Below are 21,561 nucleotides of genomic sequence, written 5' to 3'. Positions count from 1 at the left end.
TGTATATGCTCCTCTCGAAGACCTACATCCTATACGACGGCGAGGAGCAGGAGGCGGGCGGGCAGAAGGAAAGCGTCGGGGAGGCAGCTCCCCGGGCACATAACAAAACTACAAGAAAGGAAGTTGTCAACACATGGCAAGAAAGAGAGTGGTCGAGCCCTCGGGCGTCAAGACCTGGGAGGACGCAAACGACGCCCTCCGTCAGATTGCGGAAGCGCAGCTCGCCCTCGCGGACATTGAGGGTGAGATGAACAAGCAGATCCTCGGGGCGAAGAAGGCCGCAGAGGAGCAGAGCAAGCCGTACAAGGACAGGGTCGCCAAGCTCGAGCGCGAGCTCAAGGATTTTGTCACCGAGCACCGGGCAGACATGGGGAAGACGAAGACCCGGGCCCTCACCTTCGGCGAGGTAGGGTTCCGGCTCTCGACCTCCGTGTCGCTCCCCCGGGCGAAGGAGAAGATCGAGGAGATCATCCGCCGCCTCAAGACCCGGCAGATGATGGACTGCATCGTCGTCAAGGAGGACGTCTCGAAGGAGGCCCTCAAGAAGTACGGCGAGGACACCGTCAACGCGGTCGGCGCTACCTGGAAGCAGCAAGACGTCTTTGGCTATGAGCTGAACTTCTCGAAGCTGGAACAGGTCAAGGCCGGGCAATAAGAGGGCCGAGAAACGAGGTGTAAATCATGGCAGCAGCAACAACACGCAGCGGGCGGAAGCTCCCCTCCATCCGCACCCTATGGGCGATCGCCAAGTCGCCGGAGCTGGGGCTCACGGACGAAGACCTCCACGGGGTCGTGTACCGGGAGACGGGCAAGGGGAGCATGAAGCAGCTCACCCAGGGCGAGATCACCGCCGTCGCCCGCGTCCTGCAAAACATGAAGGACAGCGCAGCCCGGGGAAGCCGGAGCAAGCGCACGGATGAGGGAGGCAACCCCACGACCGAACGGCAGCGCCGGAAGATCTACGCGCTGACCGAGGCCCTCGGCTGGAACAGCGACAAGCGCCGGATTGAGGGGTTCGTGAAGCGGATGACGGGCATCGACCGCCTTGAATGGCTGGACGCGGGCCAGTGTGAGAAGGTCATCGAGGGGCTCAAGGCAATCCTCGCCCGGGAGCAGCGGAAGGAGGGCGCGGATGGACGTCGGGACAAGTAAAGGGCTTGAGAGCTTCCTCGCCTTCCTCCGGGAGACCACGGAACGGCACAGGATGGCGGAGGCCGACCGCGCTGAGGCGGAGGCCGCGACGCAAGACCTCCTCCACGCGCTCGAGCTGGGAGACGACAAGGCCCCGGGCCGGGCGCGGCTGGGGCTCAAGATCCGGGAAGTGCGGCGGCAGCGCCGGACGGCGAAGGACATCGCGGAGCAGACCCGGCCCGTGGTGGATTGGGTAGAGCAGAACCGCACCGTCATCAAGGGCCTTGAGCGGCTTTTAGGCGATGTCCGCAAGCAGGAGCGCCGGAGCGAGGGGCGCAGCTATGCGCCCCGTACCCACATATTAGAGGACATACGGCGCGACGGAGAGAAGGAGGGGCAGCATGAACAACTTTGACGAGCCCGTCAAGAAGGCGGAGACCGACGCGGAGATCCTGGACGCGCTGCAAGGGGTCAAGCTGACACAGGACGAGATCCGGCGCGGGGCGTGTGGCGGGATGGGGCTCGCCTTTTTCCGGGCCTACTATGAGAAGCTCCCGGAGGAAGTCGCCCGCCGCCTCACGGAGATCGACACCGAGGCCGTGGAGCACATCACCCGGGCGACGGGTCTCAACCTGTCCGGCTCGCTCCTGGATCGGTTCGGGGAGAAGCTGGCAAGCGACGCCGCCTTCGCCCAGGTCATCCGGGCGGCGAACGTGTACCGGGGGCGGCTGGGCTACGCTCCCCTCGGGCCGGACGGCTGGCCGGAGGTGGAGACATGAGCGAAAGAGCGCGGAAGGCGGGGCAGTTTGCCGGAGCGGTGGAGCGGCTGGCCGTGGAGCTGGCGATGGTCGAGATCATCCAGGCGCGGCGGTTCCTGGGCAAGCCCACCAGCAAGAAAGACCGCGAGGAGCTGCTCAAGCTCACGACCCCCGAGCTTGCCTCGGCAGCCCAGGCACTCGGAGCCGCCGTACACCTTCGGCAACAGATGGAGATAGCGGAGTTCACTCGGGGCCTCATAGAACAGCAGAAAGCCGCGCAGGAGCCCCAGGGCGGGCCGCTTCCGTGTTGAGGGGGGAGTTATGCCAACGAAGAAGAAGCGCCTCACACAGCGCGAGAAGGCCGAGAGAGCAGCGATGAAGAAGCAGCTCCAAGCGGAGGGAGTCCTCCCGCCCGACAAGCCCAGGCTCAACCGCAAGAAGTTCGCCCGGGAGACCTGGGCGGAGTGGGAGGAGTTCCTCAAGGGCGACCCGATCCGGGCGGAGGTCTCCCTTTCCCGGGCGGTGGAGTTCATAGCGGGCCCGGAGCTTCCGGCAGTCACGCCGGAACAGGTGGGCGTCTATAAGGCCCTCAAGCTGGCGGTGGAGTACAACAAATTCCTCCGCAAGCTGGAAGCCGAAGGGCGCAGCAAGTACACAATCGGGGAGCTGGCCGACGAGGTCGTCCTCCCCATCTGGAAATTATAAGGAGGCAAACAACACATCATGAAGTACAGCAAAAGCAACCCGCCCATGACGTGCATGATGACACAGAGCACGTGCTACAAGGGCACCAAGAAGATGACGGTCAAGGGCGTCTTGTGGCACAGCACCGGGGCGAACAACCCGACCCTCAAGCGATATGTTCAGCCGGACGACGGCGCACCCGACCGAGCCGAGCTCCTGTCCAAGCTGGGCACCAACGCGAACAAGAACGACTGGAACCACATCGACACACAAGCGGGCCTGAACGCCTGGATCGGGAAGCTCGCGGACGGGAGCGTCGCGGCGGTTCAGACGATGCCCTGGGACTTTAGGCCGTGGGGATGTGGGAGCGGCAGCAAGGGGTCATGCAACAGCGGATGGATTCAGTTTGAAATCTGTGAGGACGCCTTGACGGACGCCGACTACTTCGCCGCCGTGTATCAAGAGGCGTGTGAGCTGACGGCGTACCTCTGCACCCTCTACGGCATCGACCCCAAAGGAACCGCCGATTGCTCCGGCGTCACCGTCCCGACCATTTTGTGCCACGCGGACAGCCACAAACTAAAGCTCGGCAGCAATCACGCCGACGTGACACACTGGTTCCCCAAGTTCGGGAAGTCGATGGAGACCGCCCGGGACGATGTCGCGGCCCTGATGAGCGGCTCCACCGCGCCGGGCACGGAAGACAAGACGGCGATCATGGGCAAGGCCCAGGCCACCGCGTCACAGATGGCGGCGTTCTGCTTGAGCAAGAACGCCTCGCCGCAGCTCCCGAGCTGCACCGTGGAGGAGCTGGCCCGCATGTTCATCGAGGAGGGCGAGGCCGAGGGCGTCCGGGGCGACGTGGCCTTCGCGCAGAGCCTCCACGAAACGGGCTATTTCAAATACGGCGGCATCGTGACGCCGGAGATGAACAACTTCGCGGGCATCGGGGCCCTCAACGGCAACGCCACGGGACAGGCGGCGAGCTTCCCCGACCCGCGCACGGGCGTCCGGGCGCAGATCCAGCACCTCAAGGCATACGCATCCACCGAGGCCCTCGTGAACGCTTGCGTCGACCCCCGCTTCTCCCTGGTCGCCCGTGGCGTGGCCCCCTATGTGGAATGGCTGGGCGCGGCGGACAACCCGCAGGGGCGCGGCTGGGCGGTTCCCGGCGCGGGCTATGGGGCGAACATCGTGAAGCTGCTCGGCCAGATCCTCGCCTTCCAAGACCCGGGGGACGGCTACCCGGCCAATACCCCGGAATGGCAAAAGGCGGGCTTTGAGGCCCTGGTAGAGCGCGGCATCATCAACTCCCCGGACGTGTGGAAGGCGAAGTTCGACCAACCGATCAAGGTCGGGGAAATCCTGGCGATCATCGGCAGGATGTAACAGGAAGGGAGGGCGCAGGACATGGATAAACTCGCCGAGGGTTTGACGCTGGAAATGCTCCCCGAAGGGCTCTACCGCATGATCGCCGAGGCGATCGGGACGGATAACTTCTATAAGCTCGCCGAGGTCGTCGGGGGTACGACGGTTTACATCCCGAAGCCCGAGAGCGTCACCCGGCCCGTCCGCGACGCCCGCATCAAAGAGGAGTTCAACGGCTACAATCACCCGGAGCTCGCCCGGAAGTACGGCGTCACAGAGCGATGGGTTCGCCGGATTTGCGGCCCAGGGCAGACGGAGGGGCAGATCGACATCTTCGACTGTTTCAACGACCCGGGGCAGGAGGACGACGAGCTCCTCCCGTGAGCGGCAGCTCTTAGAACTGCTTCGTATATAAGTTTCCGGGAACGGGATTTAAGATAAGAGTACAAGCTATAGCTTGTACTCTTATTTTTTGTCCAAAGGAGGCAGACACACATGAACATGGAACTCATCCAAAGCGCAGCGAGCGACGCTCTTGTCAACGTCGTTCTCGCGGTCATCGCCCTGGCCGGGGCCTACGCGGTGTACTACATCCGCCTGGGCGCGGCCAAGCTCAAGGAGCAGACGGCGCAGATCAAGGACGAGGCGGGCCGGAAGGTGCTCGAGGACGCCCTTGATGACGTCGTCAACCTTGCGACGGTCTCGGTGGGGGCGATGGAGCAGACCACGGCGAAGGCGCTCCGGGACGCGGTCAAGAGCGGCAAGGCAAGCCGGGAGGAGCTGCTCGCCCTGGGGAAACAGGTCTTCGACGAGGTAAAGGCGGCGATCAGCCCCCAGGCGCAGAAGGTCATCACCGACAACCTGGGCAGCTTCGACAAGTACCTCACCGCCGTCATCGAGGACGCCGTCCTCAAGGTCAAGCAGGAAGACCCCTATCTCACACTCTCCGGGGAACTGATTAAGGACGCCGCGCCGGAAGACAAGGCCGGAGCCGCCGCGCAGTAAGGAGGGGCCGACATGGACGGAGCGACAATCGCGATGTTCGTCTTTCAGACGGTCATCACGGCGATCATCGGGGTCGCCGCGTGGGGAGTGAAGAACGCGATCGGCGAGATGAAGGCGGCGGTCTCGGAGCTCAAGGCAGCGGACAAGAAGAACGCCGAGGAGATCGCCGCCGTGCGCGGAGAGCTGGGCGACCTCAAGGCCGACCTCCCCCTCATCTACACGACCCGGGAGGACTTCATCCGGGTCTCGAACAACATCGACCAGAAGCTCGACAAGCTCCTATACAGGGGCGCAGCAAAGGAGGGATAAAAGCGTATGGCATACTTTGACGACATGACGGAGCAGGAGATCCGGCAGAACAAGGCGATCCGGGGCTACATCGTCCGGGCCCTGGCGAAAGGCAATCAGAACTCGCTGCTTGTGCGGCAGATCACGAACGCCCTCCTCGCCGACAACCTCATCACCGTCCCGGACATCTCGAAGCAGCTCTCCTATTTGGAGGACGGCGGCTACATCGAGTTCACGGACAAGCGGGCCACGGCCTACAACGCCTACCGCCGCGACGCCGTCATCCAGCTCACGAAGGCGGGCGTCGACCTTGTGGAAGGCACGAGGGACGACCCGGGCGTCGATGTCTAAGAAAGAGCGCCGGAGGACGCGGATCAGCTCGACGATCGACAAGCTCCCGGACGACATCAAGACGGAGCTCGACGTCCGGCTCGCGGACACGGCCAACACCTACGAGGAGCTCTCCGCGTGGCTCAAGGCGGAGGGCTACGAAATCAGCAAGAGCGCGATCGGGCGCTACGCGATCCGCAGCACCCAGGCGGCGCAGCGGGTCGCCGAGACCCTACAGCGCACCCAGGCGATCGCCCAGGCGGTAGAGGCGCACCCCGACCTCGACTACACGAAAGCGGCGTCGATGGTTCTCATGGACGGCCTCATGCAGCGCGTGAGCACGGCGGAGGGCGACTTCCAGGAGATGCCGCTTGACAAGGCGGGGCGGCTCATCGCAAGCCTCGCCCGGAACGCCACCTATGAGAAGCGCGTCCGGCAGGACATGAAGAAGAAGGCCGAGCTTGCCTTCGACCAGCTTGAGGCGGAGCTCATGGCGGCGATCAAGCAGCACCCGGAACTCGCCGGGGAGCTGCACGACGTCCTCTCAAGGGCGAGGGAGAAGGTGCTCGACGATGGCGAAGATTGACCTCAAGGACTACCTGGAACGGCTCGAGGAGCCGGAAGACCGGGAAGCGGTCGCGAGCCGGGAGTACCAGCGGGAACTATTTGAGCAGTATGTCCAGAAGGGGACGAACTTCCCCGAGCTCCGGGCGCAGCTCCTCGAGGAGTACCGGGCCGGGGCAGAGCTCACGGGCCCCCAGGGGCTACGCCGGAAGCTCGGGGCGGTTGACCTGGGCTACTTCGGGCGGGCCTACCTCCCCCACTACTTTGTGAGGCCGTCGCCCCCGTTTCACGAGGAGCTCGACCGCATCTTCCGCGAGGGCGTCATGAAGGGGCTGAACCCCGCCACCGACGCGAAGGAAATCAGCCGGGCGGACGGATGCCGGAGGGCGGTCGAGGCCCCGCGTGGACACGCCAAGAGCACGAACTTCACCTTCAAGGACTCCATCCACTCGGCGGTGTACGCCTACAAGCACTACGAGATCATCCTCTCGGACAGCTCGGAACAGGCCGAGGGCTTCCTCTCCGACATCAAAACGGAGCTTGAGGAGAACGCGGCGCTCCGGGAGGACTTCGGGGAGCTTGTGGGCCGCGTCTGGAAGGCGTCGGTCATCCTCCTCTCGAACGGGGTCAAGATCGAGGCGCTGGGCGCGGGCAAGAAGATCCGCGGACGGCGGCACAAACAATGGAGGCCCGACCTCATCTTGTGCGACGACCTCGAGAACGACGAGAACGTCAACACAGCCGAGCAAAGAAAGAAGCTCCGGGACTGGTTCTATAAGGCCGTGAGCAAGGCGGGCGACACCTACACGGACATCGTCTACATCGGAACGCTGCTCCACTACGACGCCCTCCTCGCCAATGTCGCCAAGAACCCCGAGTATGAGGCCGTCCGCTACAAGGGCGTCATCTCCTTCGCGGCAAACACGGCCTTGTGGGACGCCTGGGAGCGCATCTTCACCGACCTTGAGAACCCCAGGCACAAGGAAGACGCCGAGGACTTCTTCAAGGCGAACGAGGCCGCGATGCTGGAAGGAACCGCCGTCTTGTGGGAGGAGAAGCTCCCCTACTACGCCCTCATGGTTATGAGGGTATCGGAGGGCGAGGCGTCCTTCAGCAGCGAGATCCAGAACGAGCCCATCGACCCGGAGAGCTGCGCGTTTGCCGAGGAGTGGATCGACTACTACGACGACGGGCAGCTTCCCCCGGACTTCTCCGAGGCGCGGTTCCTGTTCGTCGCGGCGAACGACCCCTCCCTCGGCAAGAACCGCAAGAGCGACACCTCGGCGATCATCGCCGTGGCGAAGGACACCTCGACGGGCTACATGTACGTCGTGATTGCCGACATCGCCAAGCGCAAGCCGGACAAAATCATTGAGGACGCGATCGAGGCGTCCCGCCGTTTGAAGCGGGAGTACAAGAAGCCCCTCTACAAGTTCGGCGTCGAGACGGTTCAGTTTCAATACTACTTTGCCGAGATCATGCGGCAGAAGTCCGCCGAAATCGGCGAGTACCTCCCCATCGAGGAGATCAACAGCGTCCAGAACAAGGACGCCCGCATCCAGTCCTTGCAGCCCTTCGTGAAGAACGGCTACCTCAAGTTCTCCAAGCGGCACAAGGCCCTCCTCGACCAGATGCTCAAGTACCCTATGGGGAAGAACGACGACGGGCCGGACGCGCTGCAAATGGCCGTCTCCCTGGCCCTCTCGGTCAAGGTGGGGCAGCACACGGATTATAAATCAGTTTTGGGCCGCGCTATCAAGTTTCGGCGCGGGGCCTACTAAGGAGGTGAGGCATTATTAGTACAGTTATTCATGAGAACACAATCATTCACGGAGATAGCCTCACTGTGCTCCGGCAAATGCCGGACGAGAGTGTGAACGCAATTATCACCGATCCGCCCTATGGCATCAACTACGTCTCACAGACCGGGGCAAGGATTAAAAACGACAAAGCCCCATTCATCTGGTTCCTTTATGACGCTTTCCGCGTACTCAAGTCGGGAGGAACGCTCCTATGCTTCACGCGCTGGGATGTAGAGCAGACCTTCATCGACGCGATTGAACTGGCCGGCTTCCGGGTCAAAAGTGAGGTTATTTGGGACAAGGTCTATCACGGTATGGGGGACACGAAAGCAGCCTTTGCCCCGGCGCATGAGAACATCGTCTTCGCGATTAAGGGGAAGTACAGCTTCCCCGGGGGCAGGCCGAAAGATCTCGTCACCTTCAGCAAGCTCGGCAGCGCCCAGATGATCCACCCGACAGAGAAGCCAGTGGGCTTGATTGCAAACCTTATTACGGCAGTTACAAAGCCAGACGACCTCATCCTTGACCCGTTTGCCGGAAGCGGCTCTACTCTTGTCGCCGCAAAGAAGTCGGGGCGGCGGTTCATCGGCGTGGAGCTTGACGACGAGTATTATGAAAAAGCACGGCGGCGCATTGAGGAGGTGGTCGAGTGAGCAGCAAGGGAAAGCGGTGGAGCCTTAGAGGTTTGTTCCAGCGCCGCCCCGAGACGCGGGAGGTCGCAGCCGCCCAGGTAACAGACAAGTACAGCGAGTACCCCTCGGACGGGCTCACCCCCGTCCGGCTGGCGGAGATCTTCAAGGAGGCGGACGCCGGGGACGTGCTCCGGCAAGCCGAGCTCTTTGAGGAGATGGAGGAGAAAGACCCGCACCTCTTTTCCCAGCTCCAAACGAGGAAGAACGCGGTCACGGGCCTCGACTATGAGATCATCCCCTTTGACAGCGACGACCCCAGGGACAAGGAGATCGCCGAGTTTGTGGAAGCGCAGCTCGGCGGCATCGAGGGCTTTGAGGACATCATGCTCGACCTCCTGGACGCGATCGGGAAGGGCTTCGCGGTCTCGGAAATCATGTGGAGCTACGACGAGGGGCACGTTGTCGTCGGCGACATCCGTTCCCGTCATCAAAAGCGGTTCTTTTGGGACAGCGTCGACGACTCCTTCAAGGTGAGAACCCAGGAGGCCCCGGAGGGCATCGAGCTCCCGAAGAACAAGTTCATCGTACACAAATACAAGGCCCGCAGCGGCCACCCCTCCCGGGCTGGCGTTTTGCGCGTGGTCGCCTGGATGTACCTCTTTAAGAACTACACCCTCAAGGATTGGGTCGCGTTTTGCGAGGTCTTCGGGATGCCGCTCCGCCTGGGGAAGTATCAGCCAGGCGCAAGCGAGGACGACAAGCGGGCGCTCATGCAAGCCCTCGTCGCAATCGGGGCGGACGCGGCGGGCATCTTCCCGGACGGCACGGCGATCGAGTTCGTGAACACCGAGAAGACCAGCTCGACCGACCTCTATGAACGGCTGGCCCGCTATTGCGACGAACAGGTCTCGAAGGCAATCCTCGGGCAGACCTTGACCTCGGACTCGGGCGGCGGCAGCTACGCACAGAGCAAGACGCACAACGACGTCCGCCACGACCTCACCGTCGCGGACTGCAAGGCAATCGCGGCCACCCTCCGGCGCGACCTCATCCGCCCCCTGGTGCTCTACAACTTTGGGGAGGACAAGCGCATCCCGTACCTCCGCTTCGACGCGGAGGAGTCGGAGGATCTCACGCAGACGGCGACCGTCATCGGGACGCTCATCCGGGAGGCGGGGCTCAAGGTTCCGACAAGCTACATCTACAAGAAGTTCTCCATCCCGAAGCCCGAGGGCGACGAGGAGGTCGCCACCCCGCCCGGGCAGACGGCGCAGGGGGCGGGGTTCGGCCCCTTCTCCTTCAAGGCGCAGCCCGGCGAGCCGATCGCGCTCAAGGCCGGGGACGGAGCGGGGCACGGGACGCAAGAGCGCGTCGACCGTCTGGCGGCAGCGGCCACCCGGAAAAGCGCCGGGGCCTTCAAGAAAGCGTTCGGCCCGGTTCTCAAAAAGATTGAGAACGCGGAGAGCCTTGAGGAGCTCCGGGACATGATGGAGGACGAGAAGGCCGTCGCCGAGCTGTTCGGCGAGATGGATGTCTCGGAGGTGGAGGAGCTGCTTCAAAAGGTCATGCTCTACGCCAACCTCGAAGGGAGGGCGGCGGAAGATGGACGACATTGAGGCCGTATTCAACCGAAAGGACATGACCTTCGAGGAGGCCGTCCAGTATTTCAAGGAGCGCGTCCCGGTCACGGCGTCGGTCTTCTACGGTATCGCGGAGAAGTACCGGGGGCTCGCCTTCACAGTGGGCGGCTACACGAAGGCGCAGATCCTCAAGCGGTTCTATGAGGAGATCCTCGCGGCGCTGGAACAGGGGAACCCCCTCTCGGAGTTCCGGCGCAATATGAACGAGTTCCTCGAGGCCGAGGGCTATGAGGGGCTCGACCCGCTGCAAGCCGACCTCATCTTCCGCACCAACATCCAAACGGCCTACAATGTGGGCCACTATGAGCAGATGACAGACCCGGGCGTCATGAAGCTCCGCCCCTACTGGCAGTATGACGCCGTCAACGACGCCCACACCCGCCCGAGTCACCTCGCGATGGACGGGCGGGTCTTCCCAGCAGACAGCGAGGTATGGAATACATGGTTCCCGCCGAACGGGTTCCGATGCCGCTGCACGGTCAAGACGCTCTCAAAGAGACAGGTCGAGGCCCGGGGGCTCAAGGTGGAACAGACAGCGCCGGAGGGCCTCATGCCCGACCCGCACTTCTCGACCAACCCGGCAAAGGTACGCTTCGAGCCCGACCTCAAGGACTACCCCGCGCCGCTTGTGAAGGCGTACCAAAACCGGGAAAAAGAGAACCCGGGCAAATAAGGCCCACAGAGGCCCCAGGAAGGGCCGAGGGGCCGGGGAGTGTAATTCCCGGGGCGCGGCAGGTTCACCCTGTTATAACGCGGAATAACGGCGTTTCCGGGGGCTTCAAGCACCAAGCAAAGGAGACAGGCAGAAAATGAGCGATTTTCTCACCCTAAAGGGGGGCGAAGTGGATGTCGGAGGAGCGCCGGAGGTCATCTCCGTTTTGCCCTTCGGCCATGTCGTGAGCCAGAAGGGAGAGTTCGACGTCGACGAGGAAAGCCTCGCCGCGATGAAGGCGCAGATCGCCGAGCGCGGCGTCGACCTTGTCGTCGACTACGAGCACCAGACCCTAACAGGAGACCGGGCCCCCGCCGCCGGATGGGTCAAGGAGCTGTTCGCCGAGGACGGGCACATCAAGGCCCGGGTCGAGTGGACGCTCCCGGCGAAGCAGTACCTTGAGAACAAGGAATACCGCTACCTCTCCCCGGTCATCACCGTCCGCAAGTCGGACAACAAGGCGACGGGCCTCCACTCCCTCGCCCTCACCAACACCCCAGCGATCGCGGGCATGACCCCGATTGTAAATTCATCCACATTTGAAGGAGGCAAAACCAACATGAACGAACTCATCAAGAAGCTCGCGGCGGCGCTCGGCCTGGGCGAAGACGCGGGCGAGGAGCAGATCCTCGAGGCGCTCTCCGCTTGCATCGAGGAGAACAAAGCCCTCAAGGAAGCCGCCGAGGGCAAGAAGCCCGGGGACGGCAAGCAGCCGCCCGAGGAGGACACCGTCGTCGCGAACAAGGCCGTCTGTGAGCTCCTGGGGCTCAAGGCCGGGGCTCCCGCCGCCGAGGTCGCCGCCGTCATCATGTCCCTCAAGGGCGGCATCGACGGACGCGTCAAGGCCCTTGAGGAGCAGCTCGCCGACCGGGATGCCGAGGAAGCCGTTGAGCTGGCGCTCAAGAGCGGCAAGATCACCCCGGCACAGAAGGAATGGGCCAAGGGCTACGCCCTCAAGAGCCCGGACGGGTTCAAGTCGTTCCTTGAGAAAGCGCCCCAGGTCGTCCCCATGAGCGAGGTCGCGGGCGGCGAGACCCTGGCACTCAAGGGCAAAAAGCCCGACGAGGCGACGATGCTCATTTGCAAGCAGCTCGGCGTGAGCGCCGAGGATCTGGAAAAGTACGGCACGAAGGAGGAGTAACATCATGGCAGCATTGACCAATGTGAGAGACACGTCCGAGCTCGGCGGGAAGTACATCGCCCTCCCTGTCAAGGGCGCGACCACCATCTATCAGGGGGCGATCGTGGCGGTTGACGCCAACGGCTACGCGATCCCCGGCAAGAAGGCCGCAGACCTCAAGGCAGCGGGCCGGGCCGAGGAGACCGTCGAGAACAAGGGCGGGGACGGCGACGCCGTCATCCGCGTCAGCCGGGGAACCTTCGTTTTTGAGAACTCCACCAGCGGCAAGATCACCGCCGCCGACGTGCTGGGCCTCTGCTACATGGAGGACGACCAGACCGTCACCAAGACCGGGACGGGCGCGTCCGTGGCGGGCCTCGTCATCCGCGTGGACGATGAAGGCGTCGCCGTGGAGATGGGCTTCGGCCTCACCGCCCCCGCAGCCGCCGCAAAGTAAAACAGAAGGAGGACAAAGAACATGATTGTAAACCAGCAGACTTTGAGGGGGATTTACGTCGGCTTCAACACCTTGTTCAACAAGGCGCTTGAGGGCGTGACCCCGCTCTACACCGAGATCGCCACCGTCACCCCCTCGACCACGGAGTCCGAGACCTACGCATGGCTCGGCGACATCCCGGGGATGAGGGAATGGATCGGCGACCGCGAGATCCAGAACATCAGCGCGAGCGACTACACCATCAAGAACAAGGACTTCGAGCTGACGATCGGCATTGACCGCAACGCGATCGAGGATGACAAGATCGGCCTCTATAACCCGTCTGTCCAGATGCTCGGCCAGTCCGCAGCAGCCCACCCCGACGATCTCATCTTCAAGCTGCTCGCGGAGGGCTTCTCCGAAAAGTGCTACGACGGGCAGCCCTTTTTCTCCGACGCCCACAAGGTCGGCAAGAAGGCCGTCTCCAACAAGACCACGGCCAAGCTCTCGATGGAGTCCTACATCGCCGCCCGCGCCGCTATGATGAGCCTCACCAACTCGAAGGGCCGGGCGCTGAACCTCATCCCGAATGTGCTCGCCGTCCCGCCCGCCCTGGAAGCGACCGCCCGGGACATCCTGGTCGCCGACTACATCAACGGCACCAAGAACACCATGCAGGGTACCGCGAAGCCCCTCGTCATCCCGCAGCTCGCCGGGCATGACTCCAAGTGGTTCTTGCTTTGCACCTCCCGGCCCATCAAGCCCCTCATCTGGCAGCAGCGCAAGAAGCCGAAGTTCGTCTCCAAGACCCAGGAGACCGACGACAACGTCTTCATGAAGAAGACCTTCCTCTATGGCGTCGACTCCCGAGGGAACGCGGGCTTCGGGTTCTGGCAGATGGCATACGCCGGAGACGGCACCGCCGAAGCCTAAGCCCGGCCAAGCAGACGAAGGGAGGGAACGGCGTGAGCTACAGCACGAAAGAGGAAGTCCGGGAGATGCTCAAGGACGACGCCCTCAACGCGATCATCGGGGACACCTTCATCGAAGACCCCGTCGAGCGTGAGGAGCTCGTCGCGCCGATTATTGAAGGCGCGATCGCCGACGCCGACGCGGAGATCGACGGCTACCTCGCCAAGAGGTACGCCGTCCCGCTCTCCCCGGCCCCGAAGGTTATCAACAAGTTTTCAAAGGACATCGCGGTCTATAACCTGTTTTCCCGGATCGGCATCGACGAGAGCACCGACCAAAAGACCTACCTCAACCGCTACAACGCGGCGATCAAGTTCTTTGAGCTTGTGGCCGACGGGAAGGTCTCCATCGGCACGGAAGCCGACGACCCGGCAAGCGCAGCCGCGACCGGGTTCTCGGCGAAGTCAAACACCCGGCTTTTCACCCGGGGCAGCATGAGGGGGATGTAGGGCGTGTATAGCATCCGACTGCAAGGAGACACCGCCGCCCTCCTCCGAAAAATGCGGCGTTATTCGGAGCTTGACAGGAAGGGCCTCAACATCGCCCTCGCCGAAGGCGTCCGGGAGTCTACCCTCGAACGGTTCAAGCAAGGCCGGGGGCCGGACGGCAAGCGGTGGAAGACCTCCATCCGGGCGGCAGAGACCGGGGGCAAGACCCTCATCGACTCCTCCCAGCTCCGCAACTCCATCAAGACGACGGCGGACGCCTCCGGGTTTGCGGTCGGCACAAATGTCAAGCACGCGGCAACCCACCAATTCGGCGACAAGGGCCGCACCATCCGGGCAAAGCGGGCGAAGAACCTCCGCTTCCAGGTGGGCGGACAATGGATCAGCAAGAAGAAGGTCAAGGTCAACATCCCCGCCCGGCCCTTCCTCGGCCTCTCGGACGAGGACATGCAGGAGATCAAGGCCACGACCGAGGAGTTCATCGGGAGGGATGACTAATGCTCTACAAGGAAAGCAAGGAATACCTCCTCGACAAGCTCAAGGCGGCGGGCCTCAAGTCCAAGCCGTACACGACGCAAAAGGCCCTCGAAAAGAGTCAAGAGAGTCACATCGGCGCGGTGCTTTTTGAGTCGGAGACCCTCCTCCGAAACGGCTCCAAAACACGATATAGAGACCAAGAGGGAGCGCAGAAAAAGAGGAGGAAGGTCTTCGACCGGGCCCTCGCCTTTACCGTGATAATCGGCGACTATACCGACGAGGCGGTCGAGAGCATGTTCGGGGCGTTCCTCTCAAGCCTCGACCGGGGCATCTACGTCAACGGGGACTTTGTTCCGATCGAGGTCGAGGGGGCGGACTGGGTCGACAAGGACGACTCTATTCTAAAGGCACAGGTCGCCGTGCAAATCAAGATAAGGTTTGACGGCGGGGTTTACAGGGACACAGACTTCGCGAAGGTCTCCGACGTCGCGGTTGAGTCCATCACCAAAAACGAGGGAAAGGAGTTTATAGATGGCGAATAAAGCAACATCGGCCCCCGCAGCTACACAGGCAGCGGGGCCGCAGGAACCGAAAGCTCCGGGGCTCTTTGAGATCGGGGAGCTCCGCAAGAAGCACAAGGTCGGGCGGGCCGTCTTCGCGGGCGTATGCAGCGCCCAGGGCTGGAAGCCCGGCAGGGCCGTCACCGAGGAGGAGTTCCTCGCAGCGGTCAAGAATTTTGAGAACGCCCCCATGAACGGGGCACACACCACAAAGGAAAGCGAGGCGAGACGATAATGCTCCGAGATGTCAAGCACACTGTCACGGACGGCCTCCTCGGGTTTGCCACCGCGACGGGGGACGGAAAGAGCCTCAAGATCGGGGTCTCTCCGATCGTTTCGGACACGCCGATCATCATCACCGGGGATATGGACGCGGCGAAAATCAAGGCCCGCCTCGGCCTGTCCCCTCTGGCGGATGCCGTCATGAGCTCCGTGCAGTTCGGCGCGTCGCGGATCTACTGTCTCCCGGTCTCCGCTACCACGGCGGGCAAGCTGGGAAGCGTTTCTAAGGACGGCGACGGAGGGGGCTCCGTCACCGTGGACGGCTCTCCGACGAACGCCTTCTCGGTGGTCGTCAAGATCACGGCGCAAGGCGGGCTCAACTCCGCCGCCTTTATCTGCTCCATTGACGGCGGGAACAGCTACACCGACGAGATCACCGTCCCCGTCACCGGGGAATATGAAATCGAGGGGACGGGCCTCAAGCTCAAGTTTACGGAGGCGACGGAGTCGGAACAGAAGCCGAGCTCTTTCCTCGTGAACGATGTCTACAGCTTCACGACCACCGCCCCCACCATGACGAACGGCGACGTCCTGGCGGCGTTCACCAAGCTCCAGAAGTTCGCCGAGGAGTATGAGTTCATCCACGTCGTCGGCGAGAGCGACCTCCCTCTCTGGCAGGCCGTGAGCGAGGCGCAAATTGAGCTCCGGGACACCTACCACAAGCCCGTGTTCGTGGTCTTCGAGGCGGCGTTCCCCCAGACGGGGGACGAGGACGAGCTCGACTTGCGCGGCAGCGGGGATCTCACCGATTGGGCCCTCGAGATGGAGGCCAAGCGCAAGAAGGTCAAAAACTACGACATCCAGGTCGTCACCGCCTGGGGGCGGCTCGTCATGCTGGACGGCACGACGCAGATCGTCAACCTCGCGGGCCTTGTGTGCGGCCTCTACGCAAAGGCAGCGGTGCAGGAGTCCATCGGCAAAACCAGGGCGGAGGCCGGGTTCGGCATCCCGAAGACGAAGCTCCTCGAGCTGCTCCCCGCCGGGATGGACAACTCCATCATCGAACTTTTGGACGTGGCGGGCTACCTCACGTTCCGGGAGTACGACGGGCTCGACGACTTCTTCGTCTACCACACAAAGATGATGAGCCCGGACGGGAGTGACTTCCGCTATGCCGAGGATGTCCGGGTCAAGAACAAAATCATCCGGGAGACCCGGAAGGAAGGGCTCCTTCTGCTCAACGACGACATCGACCTCGAGGACGTCCAGGGCGAGCTTGAGACCCGGGCGAAGTTCATGTTCGTCCCCTTGCAGCGCATGATCGACGCGAAGGAGATCAGCTCCGCTGAGATCACCGTACCCGAGGGGCAGGAGGAGACCATCCTCGAGGACGAGACAATGCGGGTCAAGATCCGCTATGTGTCCCGGGGCTACATCCGGGAGGTCGAGGTAGACCTCGGCAGGGCGCAGCCCAGCGACTAAGGGAAGGAGGTTAAAGAGCTATGTCCCTAAAAGTAAACGGCCAGACCTACGGATGGGGCGACGTGGACGTCAAGATCCCCGGCCTCGTGCTCGTGGTGCAGGAAATCAGCTACGACGACGAGCAGGAGATGGAAGAAAGCTACGGCAAGGGCTACCGCCCCCGGGGGTATGGCAAGGGCAATTATAAGGCGTCCGGCAAGATGTCCATGCTCCGGGACGACTACGACGACGTCCTCGCCTACTGCAAGGCGAAGGGCATCCCGTTCTATGGCATTGAGTGGCCCTCCGTGGTCGTCTCCTACGCCAACGAAGGGGAGCGCACCCGGATCGACGAGCTCAAGAAGGTCATCCCCACCAAGCGCAGCCACAAGGCCGCGCAGGGCGACAAGTCCCTCACGGTGGACATTGACCTCATGATCGTCGGCGGCATCGTGGAGGACGGCGTCGAGCCCACAAAATAAAGGCGTTATCTCAAGATAATCGAGAACAGGAGGACAAAACACTATGGAAGACATGAAGAAGGAAGTCGCGGGCAAGAGCCGCGCCGAGGAAATGAAAGAGAAATACGGCAAGGTCTACCGCGTCGGCGCGACGATTGAGGTCGATGACGAGACCGAGAAGAATGTCGAGTTCTTCTTCAAGCGCCCCTCCACGGCGAGCTATGACAGATATGTTAAGACCACCGCCCAGGGCGCGACGAAGGCGCTCAAGGTGTTCCTCTTTGACAACGTGGTCGAGGAGAGCCGGGCGTCTCTCGAGGCGAACCTTGAGGAGTTCCCGGCCCTGGCGCTCTCCATCGGTGAGAAGCTACTCGGGATGCTGGGCCTCTCCAAACAGACAAATTTGAAGATGCTCTAAAAGAGCAGCTCTCGGAGGTGAGGGGGAACGTGGTGGAGTCCGGTCTCCTGGAAATCTACCGCTTCCTCCCTCCGGCTCTTTTAGAGGACTTCGACATTGAGGAGATCGGCCTCGACGAGTTCCTCCGGTACGTCGCGAAAGCGAGGTACATCCAGGAGCTCGAGGAGAGGATCGTCGCCCAGGCGATCGCGGACGTGTTCGCGTCGGATTAGCCGGGCGGCATCGGTCGCCTCTTTTAAGAGCACAAGGTCGCCTCCATCGTTTTGTTAGGAGGTGAAAGGCAAAGCATGAGCTTAGAGTCCGTGTTCCGGCTGTCCCTCATAATGAACATGATCGACAACCTCACCGGGCCTATGGCCGGAGTCACATCAAGCGTCAACGGCACCGTCTCAAAGCTGCAAAAGGCAAACGCAGCGCTCGGCAATATGGCAAAGACGGGGGCCGTCATGCAGGAGGTCGGCTCGCAGATCACGGGGGCGGTGCTGTCCCCGGTCGAGGCTACATTTGAAACCCGGAGAGCGATCGGCGAGCTCGCCTCCCTGGGTGTGAAGGATCTCGGCGTCGTGGAAGACGCCGCCCGGCAGTTCTCCGACCAATGGGCCGGAACGACGAAGGCCGACTTCATCGCGGCAGCCTACGACATCAAGAGCGGCATCGCGACGCTCTCGGACGAGGGCGTCGCGGAGTTCACCAGTCTCGCGGGCCTAACGGCAAAGGCCACAAAGTCGACGGTCGGCGAGATGACGTCATTGTTTGCCACGGGCTACGGCATCTATAAGAACTACTACGACGACATGAGCGACATCGAGTTCGGCGAGATGTTCTCGGCGGGTATCGCGAAGTCGGTGCAGCAGTTCAAGACGACGGGCTCGGAAATGGCCTCGAGCATCGAGAGCCTGGGCGCGTCGGCAACAAACGCGAACGTCCCCCTCGAGGAGCAGCTCACCATCCTCGGTATGCTGCAAGGCACCATGAGCGGCTCGGAGGCGGGCACGAAGTACGCGGCGTTCCTGGGCGCGGCAGCGAAGGGCGGCGACGCCCTGGGCTTGTCGTTCCTGGACGCCAACAACCAACTAAAGAGTATGCCGGAGATCCTCGACCAGCTCCGGGGCAAATACGGCGAGACCATCGACGCGATGGAGAAGCAGGAGATCGCCGAAGCCTTCGGAACGGACGAGGCCGTCGACCTCATCGACCTGCTCTACAACAAGTGCGGAGACCTGCAAGGGAACATCCTCACCATGTACGACGCCCTCGGCTCCGGCACCGGCGTCGCCACGGAGATGGCGAACGCAATCAACGAAACGGAGCCCGAACGGTTTGAACGGCTCACGCAGCGCATCCAGAACGTGAAGGAGTCGATCGGGAATAGCTTACTCCCGACAATCAACGATCTCATGTCGACCGGCGAGCAGGTGCTCACGAAGGTCGGTTCGTGGGTCGAGGAGAACCAGGAGCTCGTCCGGGTCATCATGCTCGTCGTCCTGGCGATCGGCGGCTTCCTCACCATAGCGGGCACGGTCATCGCCGTCGTCTCCGGCGTGGGCTTGATTATCACGAAGGTAATCTCCGGGTTCAAGCTCCTCAAGGCCGGGTTCCTATTAGCGAAGGGAGCGCTCACGCCGCTCATATCGAGCGTGTGGAGCTTTACAGCGGCACTCCTGGCGAACCCTGTCACCTGGATCGTGATCGGCATCGTGGCCCTCATCGCGGCCCTGGTGCTGCTCTACAACAAGTGCGAGTGGTTCCGAAACGCGGTCAACGCAATCATCGACTTTTTCAAGGAGAAGCTCGGCGCAGCTCTTGAGGTCGCGTCGGCGATCTTCTCCGGCATCGGCAACGTCATCGGCTCCGTCATGAACGCAGCGAAGGCGACGGTCTCCCAGAACCTCGACAACATGCGATCCGCATACGAGGCGCACGGCGGGGGAATCCGCGGTGCAGCAGCGGCAGCGGTCGAGGGCGTCAAGGGCATCTATACGGCGGGCTTTACCTTCCTGGATAATCTCACCGGCGGGCGGCTCTCGGCGATCCGTGACAAGTTTGTCGGCTTCGTGACGAGCATAGCCTCGGGCGTGTCCGAACGGTTCACAGCCGTCAAAACGGCGTTCTCGAATGGAATCACCGCGATCAAGAACACGGTCACGGGAGCCGTGACGTGGTTCTTTGAGTCGGGCAAGCGCGTCGTCACCACATTCGCGAACGGTATCAAATCGGCGTTCACGGGCGCGGTCGACGCGGTAAAGGGCGGCTTGCAGCGCATCCGAAATATGCTCCCCTTCTCCGACGCGAAAGAAGGCCCTCTCTCGACGCTGACCCTCTCGGGACAACGCACGATGACAACCTACGCCCACGGCCTCGAGCTGGCGCAGGATGCACCCGCCCAGGCAATCGAGAAGGGGCTCGACGGCGCGAAGGCTACGCTCGAACGCGAGCCCGTCCAGAAGGTCGACCTCACAAGCGGAGGCGGCAAGAAGGAAGGCTCCGAGAGCGGAGGCTCCGGCGAGGGCAGCTCCGGCAAGCAAGTCATCATTCAAAAGCTGCTCATTCCGGTCGACCTCAAGAAGATCAAAGACCTCGAGCAGCTCCTCGCGATGCTCAAGGAGGTCGAGGACTACGCCGAGGCCAACGGCAGCGAGGAACCCGCAGACGATCAAGACGCCGAACCGGCACCGGCATAACAAGGAGGGAGAGACGACAATGATTTACACCGAAGACCAGATCGTCAAGGTGAACGGGGTCGTCCTCCCTGGCCTTGTTAAGAGTATCGAGGTCAAGGAGTCGGCCCAGATCGACGAGCAAGAGGTCGAGGGCAGCGCCACAAAGCCCAAACAGGCGACGGGCTACGAGGACGCGAAGGTCAATATCGAACTCATTCTCGACGACACACCAACGCAAACGAAGTACCAGCGGCTCGAGACGCTTCGGGCGATCTTCCGAACGCCCGGCCAGTCAGTCCCGAAGCCGCTCTCTATTGTCAGCGAAGACACGGCAGCGCACGGCGTCGACAAGGTTCTATTCAAGGGGCTCACTCACAAAATGGAGAACAAGAAGGAGCAGCTCACCGTCTCCCTTGAGTTCTGGGAGTACGTCCCGCAGACCATACAGACGACGAGCAGCTCGTCGGGATCTTCGTCCGGCGGTGGCTCCTCTGGCGGGAGCTCCGGCGGAACCCAGCAGCAAACGACCTTGTCTTCTGACTATCAAAAATACTTGCAGACGAGCCGAGGGAAGTCCCCAGCCGTCGACGATGCAAGCACGGCGGCAGCTCTCGACAAGGTCTCACAGATGCCATACTAACCCGAGAGGAGGAACAGGATGGAAACGCTCGAATTATTCTACCCTCAAATCGCGGCCCGCGCTGGCCCCTATACCTTCGACAAGGGCATAGAGATCGAGGTCTACTCCTCGAAGTCTTCTTATTTTGATTGGGCGAAGATCCGCTTCACGGAGCAGTTTCAACCGAAGATCTCACTCGCCCGGAAAGACCCGGCGGCGATTGAGCTCGGGTATAACAATGTCTTTGAGGAGGTCTTCACCGGCTACGTCTCCAAGCCGTACAACGGAGGAGGCTTCACCGACGAAGTGACTCTCAAGGACGAGATGCTTCTCCTCGAGGAGACGCAGATCAACAACACATTCCTCGACACAACTCCGCAGGAGATGATCGCCTACTTTCTCGGGAAGGCCGGGCTCTCGAAGATGAAGCTCTCCTCCAAGGGATACCCGGAACGGAAACGGCTTCCCATTCGGCAGATGAACGTCATCGAGGCGATCAATGCCGTACATGCAGCATGGAACATCAAACAGCCGTTTTTCTTCTCTGGGGGCGTGTTCTATTGGGGAGAGAAGCCGGAGCAGAACAAGACCTACATCTTCGAGTATGGCGTCAACATCATCGCCCTCACCAGGAGCGGCGGCTCGTGGGAGCTCGAGACGGTCTCGGCCCCCTTTGTCCGACACTCCCACAAAATCAGTGTGAAGCACCCTAAAGTGAGCGGAGAGTTCGAGGTCTCGAAGGTCGTCTCGTCTACCAGCGAGAACGGCTTCATCCGCACGAAGATTTATTTCTAA

General features: G+C 62.1%; 30 protein-coding genes. All 30 read left to right on the top strand.

Translation table 11 applies throughout. The features are described from left to right. Positions 1-133: 133 nt before the first annotated feature. The 30 genes from OCV64_RS04240 to OCV64_RS04095 all read left to right on the top strand — a co-directional run bounded on the left by OCV64_RS04240 (position 134) and on the right by OCV64_RS04095 (position 21,561). On the top strand, positions 134-655 hold the full coding sequence (locus OCV64_RS04240) for a host-nuclease inhibitor Gam family protein (protein ID WP_148336548.1): 522 nt from the start codon (positions 134-136) through the stop codon (positions 653-655). A 26-nt stretch (positions 656-681) separates the two neighbouring features. Further along, positions 682-1,152 (top strand): regulatory protein GemA, encoded by a 471-nt coding sequence (locus OCV64_RS04235; RefSeq protein ID WP_033118640.1) that lies wholly within the window; start codon positions 682-684, stop codon positions 1,150-1,152. After that, positions 1,133-1,546, top strand: a complete 414-nt coding sequence (locus tag OCV64_RS04230; RefSeq protein WP_148336550.1) for a hypothetical protein — start codon at positions 1,133-1,135, stop codon at positions 1,544-1,546. The genes OCV64_RS04235 and OCV64_RS04230 overlap by 20 nt, the downstream gene beginning before the upstream one ends. Next, on the top strand, positions 1,533-1,910 hold the full coding sequence (locus OCV64_RS04225; RefSeq protein WP_148336552.1) for a translation initiation factor IF-2: 378 nt from the start codon (positions 1,533-1,535) through the stop codon (positions 1,908-1,910). Before OCV64_RS04230 ends, OCV64_RS04225 begins: the two co-directional genes overlap by 14 nt. After that, positions 1,907-2,200 carry a hypothetical protein gene (locus OCV64_RS04220; protein WP_262669405.1) on the top strand — a complete coding sequence of 98 codons (294 nt, stop codon included), beginning with the start codon at positions 1,907-1,909 and terminating at the stop codon, positions 2,198-2,200. The genes OCV64_RS04225 and OCV64_RS04220 overlap by 4 nt, the downstream gene beginning before the upstream one ends. A gap of 10 nt (positions 2,201-2,210) precedes the next feature. Beyond that, entirely contained in the window at positions 2,211-2,594 is a 384-nt protein-coding gene (locus OCV64_RS04215) for an addiction module toxin RelE (RefSeq protein ID WP_148336556.1), read from the top strand. A gap of 18 nt (positions 2,595-2,612) precedes the next feature. Next, positions 2,613-3,962, top strand: a complete 1,350-nt coding sequence (locus OCV64_RS04210) for an N-acetylmuramoyl-L-alanine amidase (protein WP_148336558.1) — start codon at positions 2,613-2,615, stop codon at positions 3,960-3,962. Between the two features lie 21 nt (positions 3,963-3,983). Next, a complete protein-coding gene (locus tag OCV64_RS04205) occupies positions 3,984-4,325 on the top strand; it encodes a Mor transcription activator family protein (protein ID WP_262669404.1) in 342 nt (113 codons plus the stop codon). A 111-nt stretch (positions 4,326-4,436) separates the two neighbouring features. Next, positions 4,437-4,946 carry a hypothetical protein gene (locus OCV64_RS04200; RefSeq protein WP_227108719.1) on the top strand — a complete coding sequence of 170 codons (510 nt, stop codon included), beginning with the start codon at positions 4,437-4,439 and terminating at the stop codon, positions 4,944-4,946. A gap of 12 nt (positions 4,947-4,958) precedes the next feature. Next, entirely contained in the window at positions 4,959-5,255 is a 297-nt protein-coding gene (locus OCV64_RS04195) for a hypothetical protein (RefSeq protein ID WP_008982026.1), read from the top strand. Positions 5,256-5,261: 6 nt separating this feature from the next. Further along, positions 5,262-5,585, top strand: coding sequence for a hypothetical protein (locus OCV64_RS04190; protein WP_008982025.1), 324 nt, complete (start codon positions 5,262-5,264; stop codon positions 5,583-5,585). Continuing rightward, positions 5,578-6,150 carry a DUF3486 family protein gene (locus tag OCV64_RS04185; RefSeq protein ID WP_148336562.1) on the top strand — a complete coding sequence of 191 codons (573 nt, stop codon included), beginning with the start codon at positions 5,578-5,580 and terminating at the stop codon, positions 6,148-6,150. The genes OCV64_RS04190 and OCV64_RS04185 overlap by 8 nt, the downstream gene beginning before the upstream one ends. Further along, positions 6,137-7,909, top strand: a complete 1,773-nt coding sequence (gene terL, locus OCV64_RS04180) for a phage terminase large subunit (RefSeq protein ID WP_262669403.1) — start codon at positions 6,137-6,139, stop codon at positions 7,907-7,909. Before OCV64_RS04185 ends, terL begins: the two co-directional genes overlap by 14 nt. 92 nt (positions 7,910-8,001) lie before the next feature. Beyond that, a complete protein-coding gene (locus tag OCV64_RS04175; RefSeq protein WP_227108717.1) occupies positions 8,002-8,583 on the top strand; it encodes a DNA-methyltransferase in 582 nt (193 codons plus the stop codon). Then, entirely contained in the window at positions 8,580-10,178 is a 1,599-nt protein-coding gene (locus OCV64_RS04170; RefSeq protein ID WP_227108716.1) for a DUF935 domain-containing protein, read from the top strand. The genes OCV64_RS04175 and OCV64_RS04170 overlap by 4 nt, the downstream gene beginning before the upstream one ends. Beyond that, positions 10,165-10,875 (top strand): phage head morphogenesis protein, encoded by a 711-nt coding sequence (locus OCV64_RS04165; protein ID WP_148336567.1) that lies wholly within the window; start codon positions 10,165-10,167, stop codon positions 10,873-10,875. The genes OCV64_RS04170 and OCV64_RS04165 overlap by 14 nt, the downstream gene beginning before the upstream one ends. A 136-nt stretch (positions 10,876-11,011) precedes the next feature. Beyond that, positions 11,012-12,055 (top strand): phage protease, encoded by a 1,044-nt coding sequence (locus tag OCV64_RS04160; RefSeq protein ID WP_148336569.1) that lies wholly within the window; start codon positions 11,012-11,014, stop codon positions 12,053-12,055. Positions 12,056-12,059: 4 nt separating this feature from the next. Next, positions 12,060-12,491 (top strand): hypothetical protein, encoded by a 432-nt coding sequence (locus tag OCV64_RS04155; protein ID WP_148336570.1) that lies wholly within the window; start codon positions 12,060-12,062, stop codon positions 12,489-12,491. A 21-nt stretch (positions 12,492-12,512) separates the two neighbouring features. Further along, a complete protein-coding gene (locus OCV64_RS04150; RefSeq protein WP_148336572.1) occupies positions 12,513-13,403 on the top strand; it encodes a Mu-like prophage major head subunit gpT family protein in 891 nt (296 codons plus the stop codon). A gap of 32 nt (positions 13,404-13,435) precedes the next feature. After that, the gene (locus OCV64_RS04145) at positions 13,436-13,891 is read left to right on the top strand and encodes a gp436 family protein (RefSeq protein ID WP_008982017.1); all 456 of its coding nucleotides are present in this window, start codon (positions 13,436-13,438) and stop codon (positions 13,889-13,891) included. A gap of 3 nt (positions 13,892-13,894) precedes the next feature. Next, positions 13,895-14,386 carry a phage virion morphogenesis protein gene (locus OCV64_RS04140; RefSeq protein WP_148336573.1) on the top strand — a complete coding sequence of 164 codons (492 nt, stop codon included), beginning with the start codon at positions 13,895-13,897 and terminating at the stop codon, positions 14,384-14,386. Further along, the gene (locus OCV64_RS04135; RefSeq protein WP_008982015.1) at positions 14,386-14,907 is read left to right on the top strand and encodes a hypothetical protein; all 522 of its coding nucleotides are present in this window, start codon (positions 14,386-14,388) and stop codon (positions 14,905-14,907) included. The genes OCV64_RS04140 and OCV64_RS04135 overlap by 1 nt, the downstream gene beginning before the upstream one ends. Beyond that, entirely contained in the window at positions 14,897-15,160 is a 264-nt protein-coding gene (locus OCV64_RS04130; RefSeq protein WP_008982014.1) for a hypothetical protein, read from the top strand. Before OCV64_RS04135 ends, OCV64_RS04130 begins: the two co-directional genes overlap by 11 nt. Next, positions 15,160-16,629: a DUF2586 domain-containing protein gene (locus OCV64_RS04125; RefSeq protein ID WP_148336575.1), complete on the top strand. Its 1,470-nt coding sequence runs from the start codon at positions 15,160-15,162 to the stop codon at positions 16,627-16,629. The genes OCV64_RS04130 and OCV64_RS04125 overlap by 1 nt, the downstream gene beginning before the upstream one ends. A gap of 20 nt (positions 16,630-16,649) precedes the next feature. Beyond that, positions 16,650-17,090, top strand: coding sequence for a hypothetical protein (locus OCV64_RS04120; RefSeq protein ID WP_008982012.1), 441 nt, complete (start codon positions 16,650-16,652; stop codon positions 17,088-17,090). A 43-nt stretch (positions 17,091-17,133) separates the two neighbouring features. After that, positions 17,134-17,487: a DUF6848 family protein gene (locus tag OCV64_RS04115; protein WP_317246500.1), complete on the top strand. Its 354-nt coding sequence runs from the start codon at positions 17,134-17,136 to the stop codon at positions 17,485-17,487. Between the two features lie 29 nt (positions 17,488-17,516). Then, on the top strand, positions 17,517-17,699 hold the full coding sequence (locus OCV64_RS04110; protein ID WP_227108713.1) for a hypothetical protein: 183 nt from the start codon (positions 17,517-17,519) through the stop codon (positions 17,697-17,699). A 75-nt stretch (positions 17,700-17,774) separates the two neighbouring features. Next, positions 17,775-20,168: a phage tail tape measure protein gene (locus OCV64_RS04105; protein ID WP_148336577.1), complete on the top strand. Its 2,394-nt coding sequence runs from the start codon at positions 17,775-17,777 to the stop codon at positions 20,166-20,168. 19 nt (positions 20,169-20,187) lie between these two features. Beyond that, positions 20,188-20,787, top strand: coding sequence for a transcriptional regulator (locus OCV64_RS04100; RefSeq protein ID WP_101692999.1), 600 nt, complete (start codon positions 20,188-20,190; stop codon positions 20,785-20,787). Between the two features lie 18 nt (positions 20,788-20,805). Beyond that, on the top strand, positions 20,806-21,561 hold the full coding sequence (locus OCV64_RS04095) for a serine/arginine repetitive matrix protein 2 (protein ID WP_148336579.1): 756 nt from the start codon (positions 20,806-20,808) through the stop codon (positions 21,559-21,561).

This window comes from Muriventricola aceti, assembly GCF_025567565.1.
Classification (GTDB): Bacteria; Bacillota; Clostridia; order Oscillospirales; family Oscillospiraceae; genus Lawsonibacter; species Lawsonibacter aceti.
The sequence above is the reverse complement of the archived record's forward strand: the minus strand, read 5'-3'. Positions and strand labels throughout refer to the sequence as shown.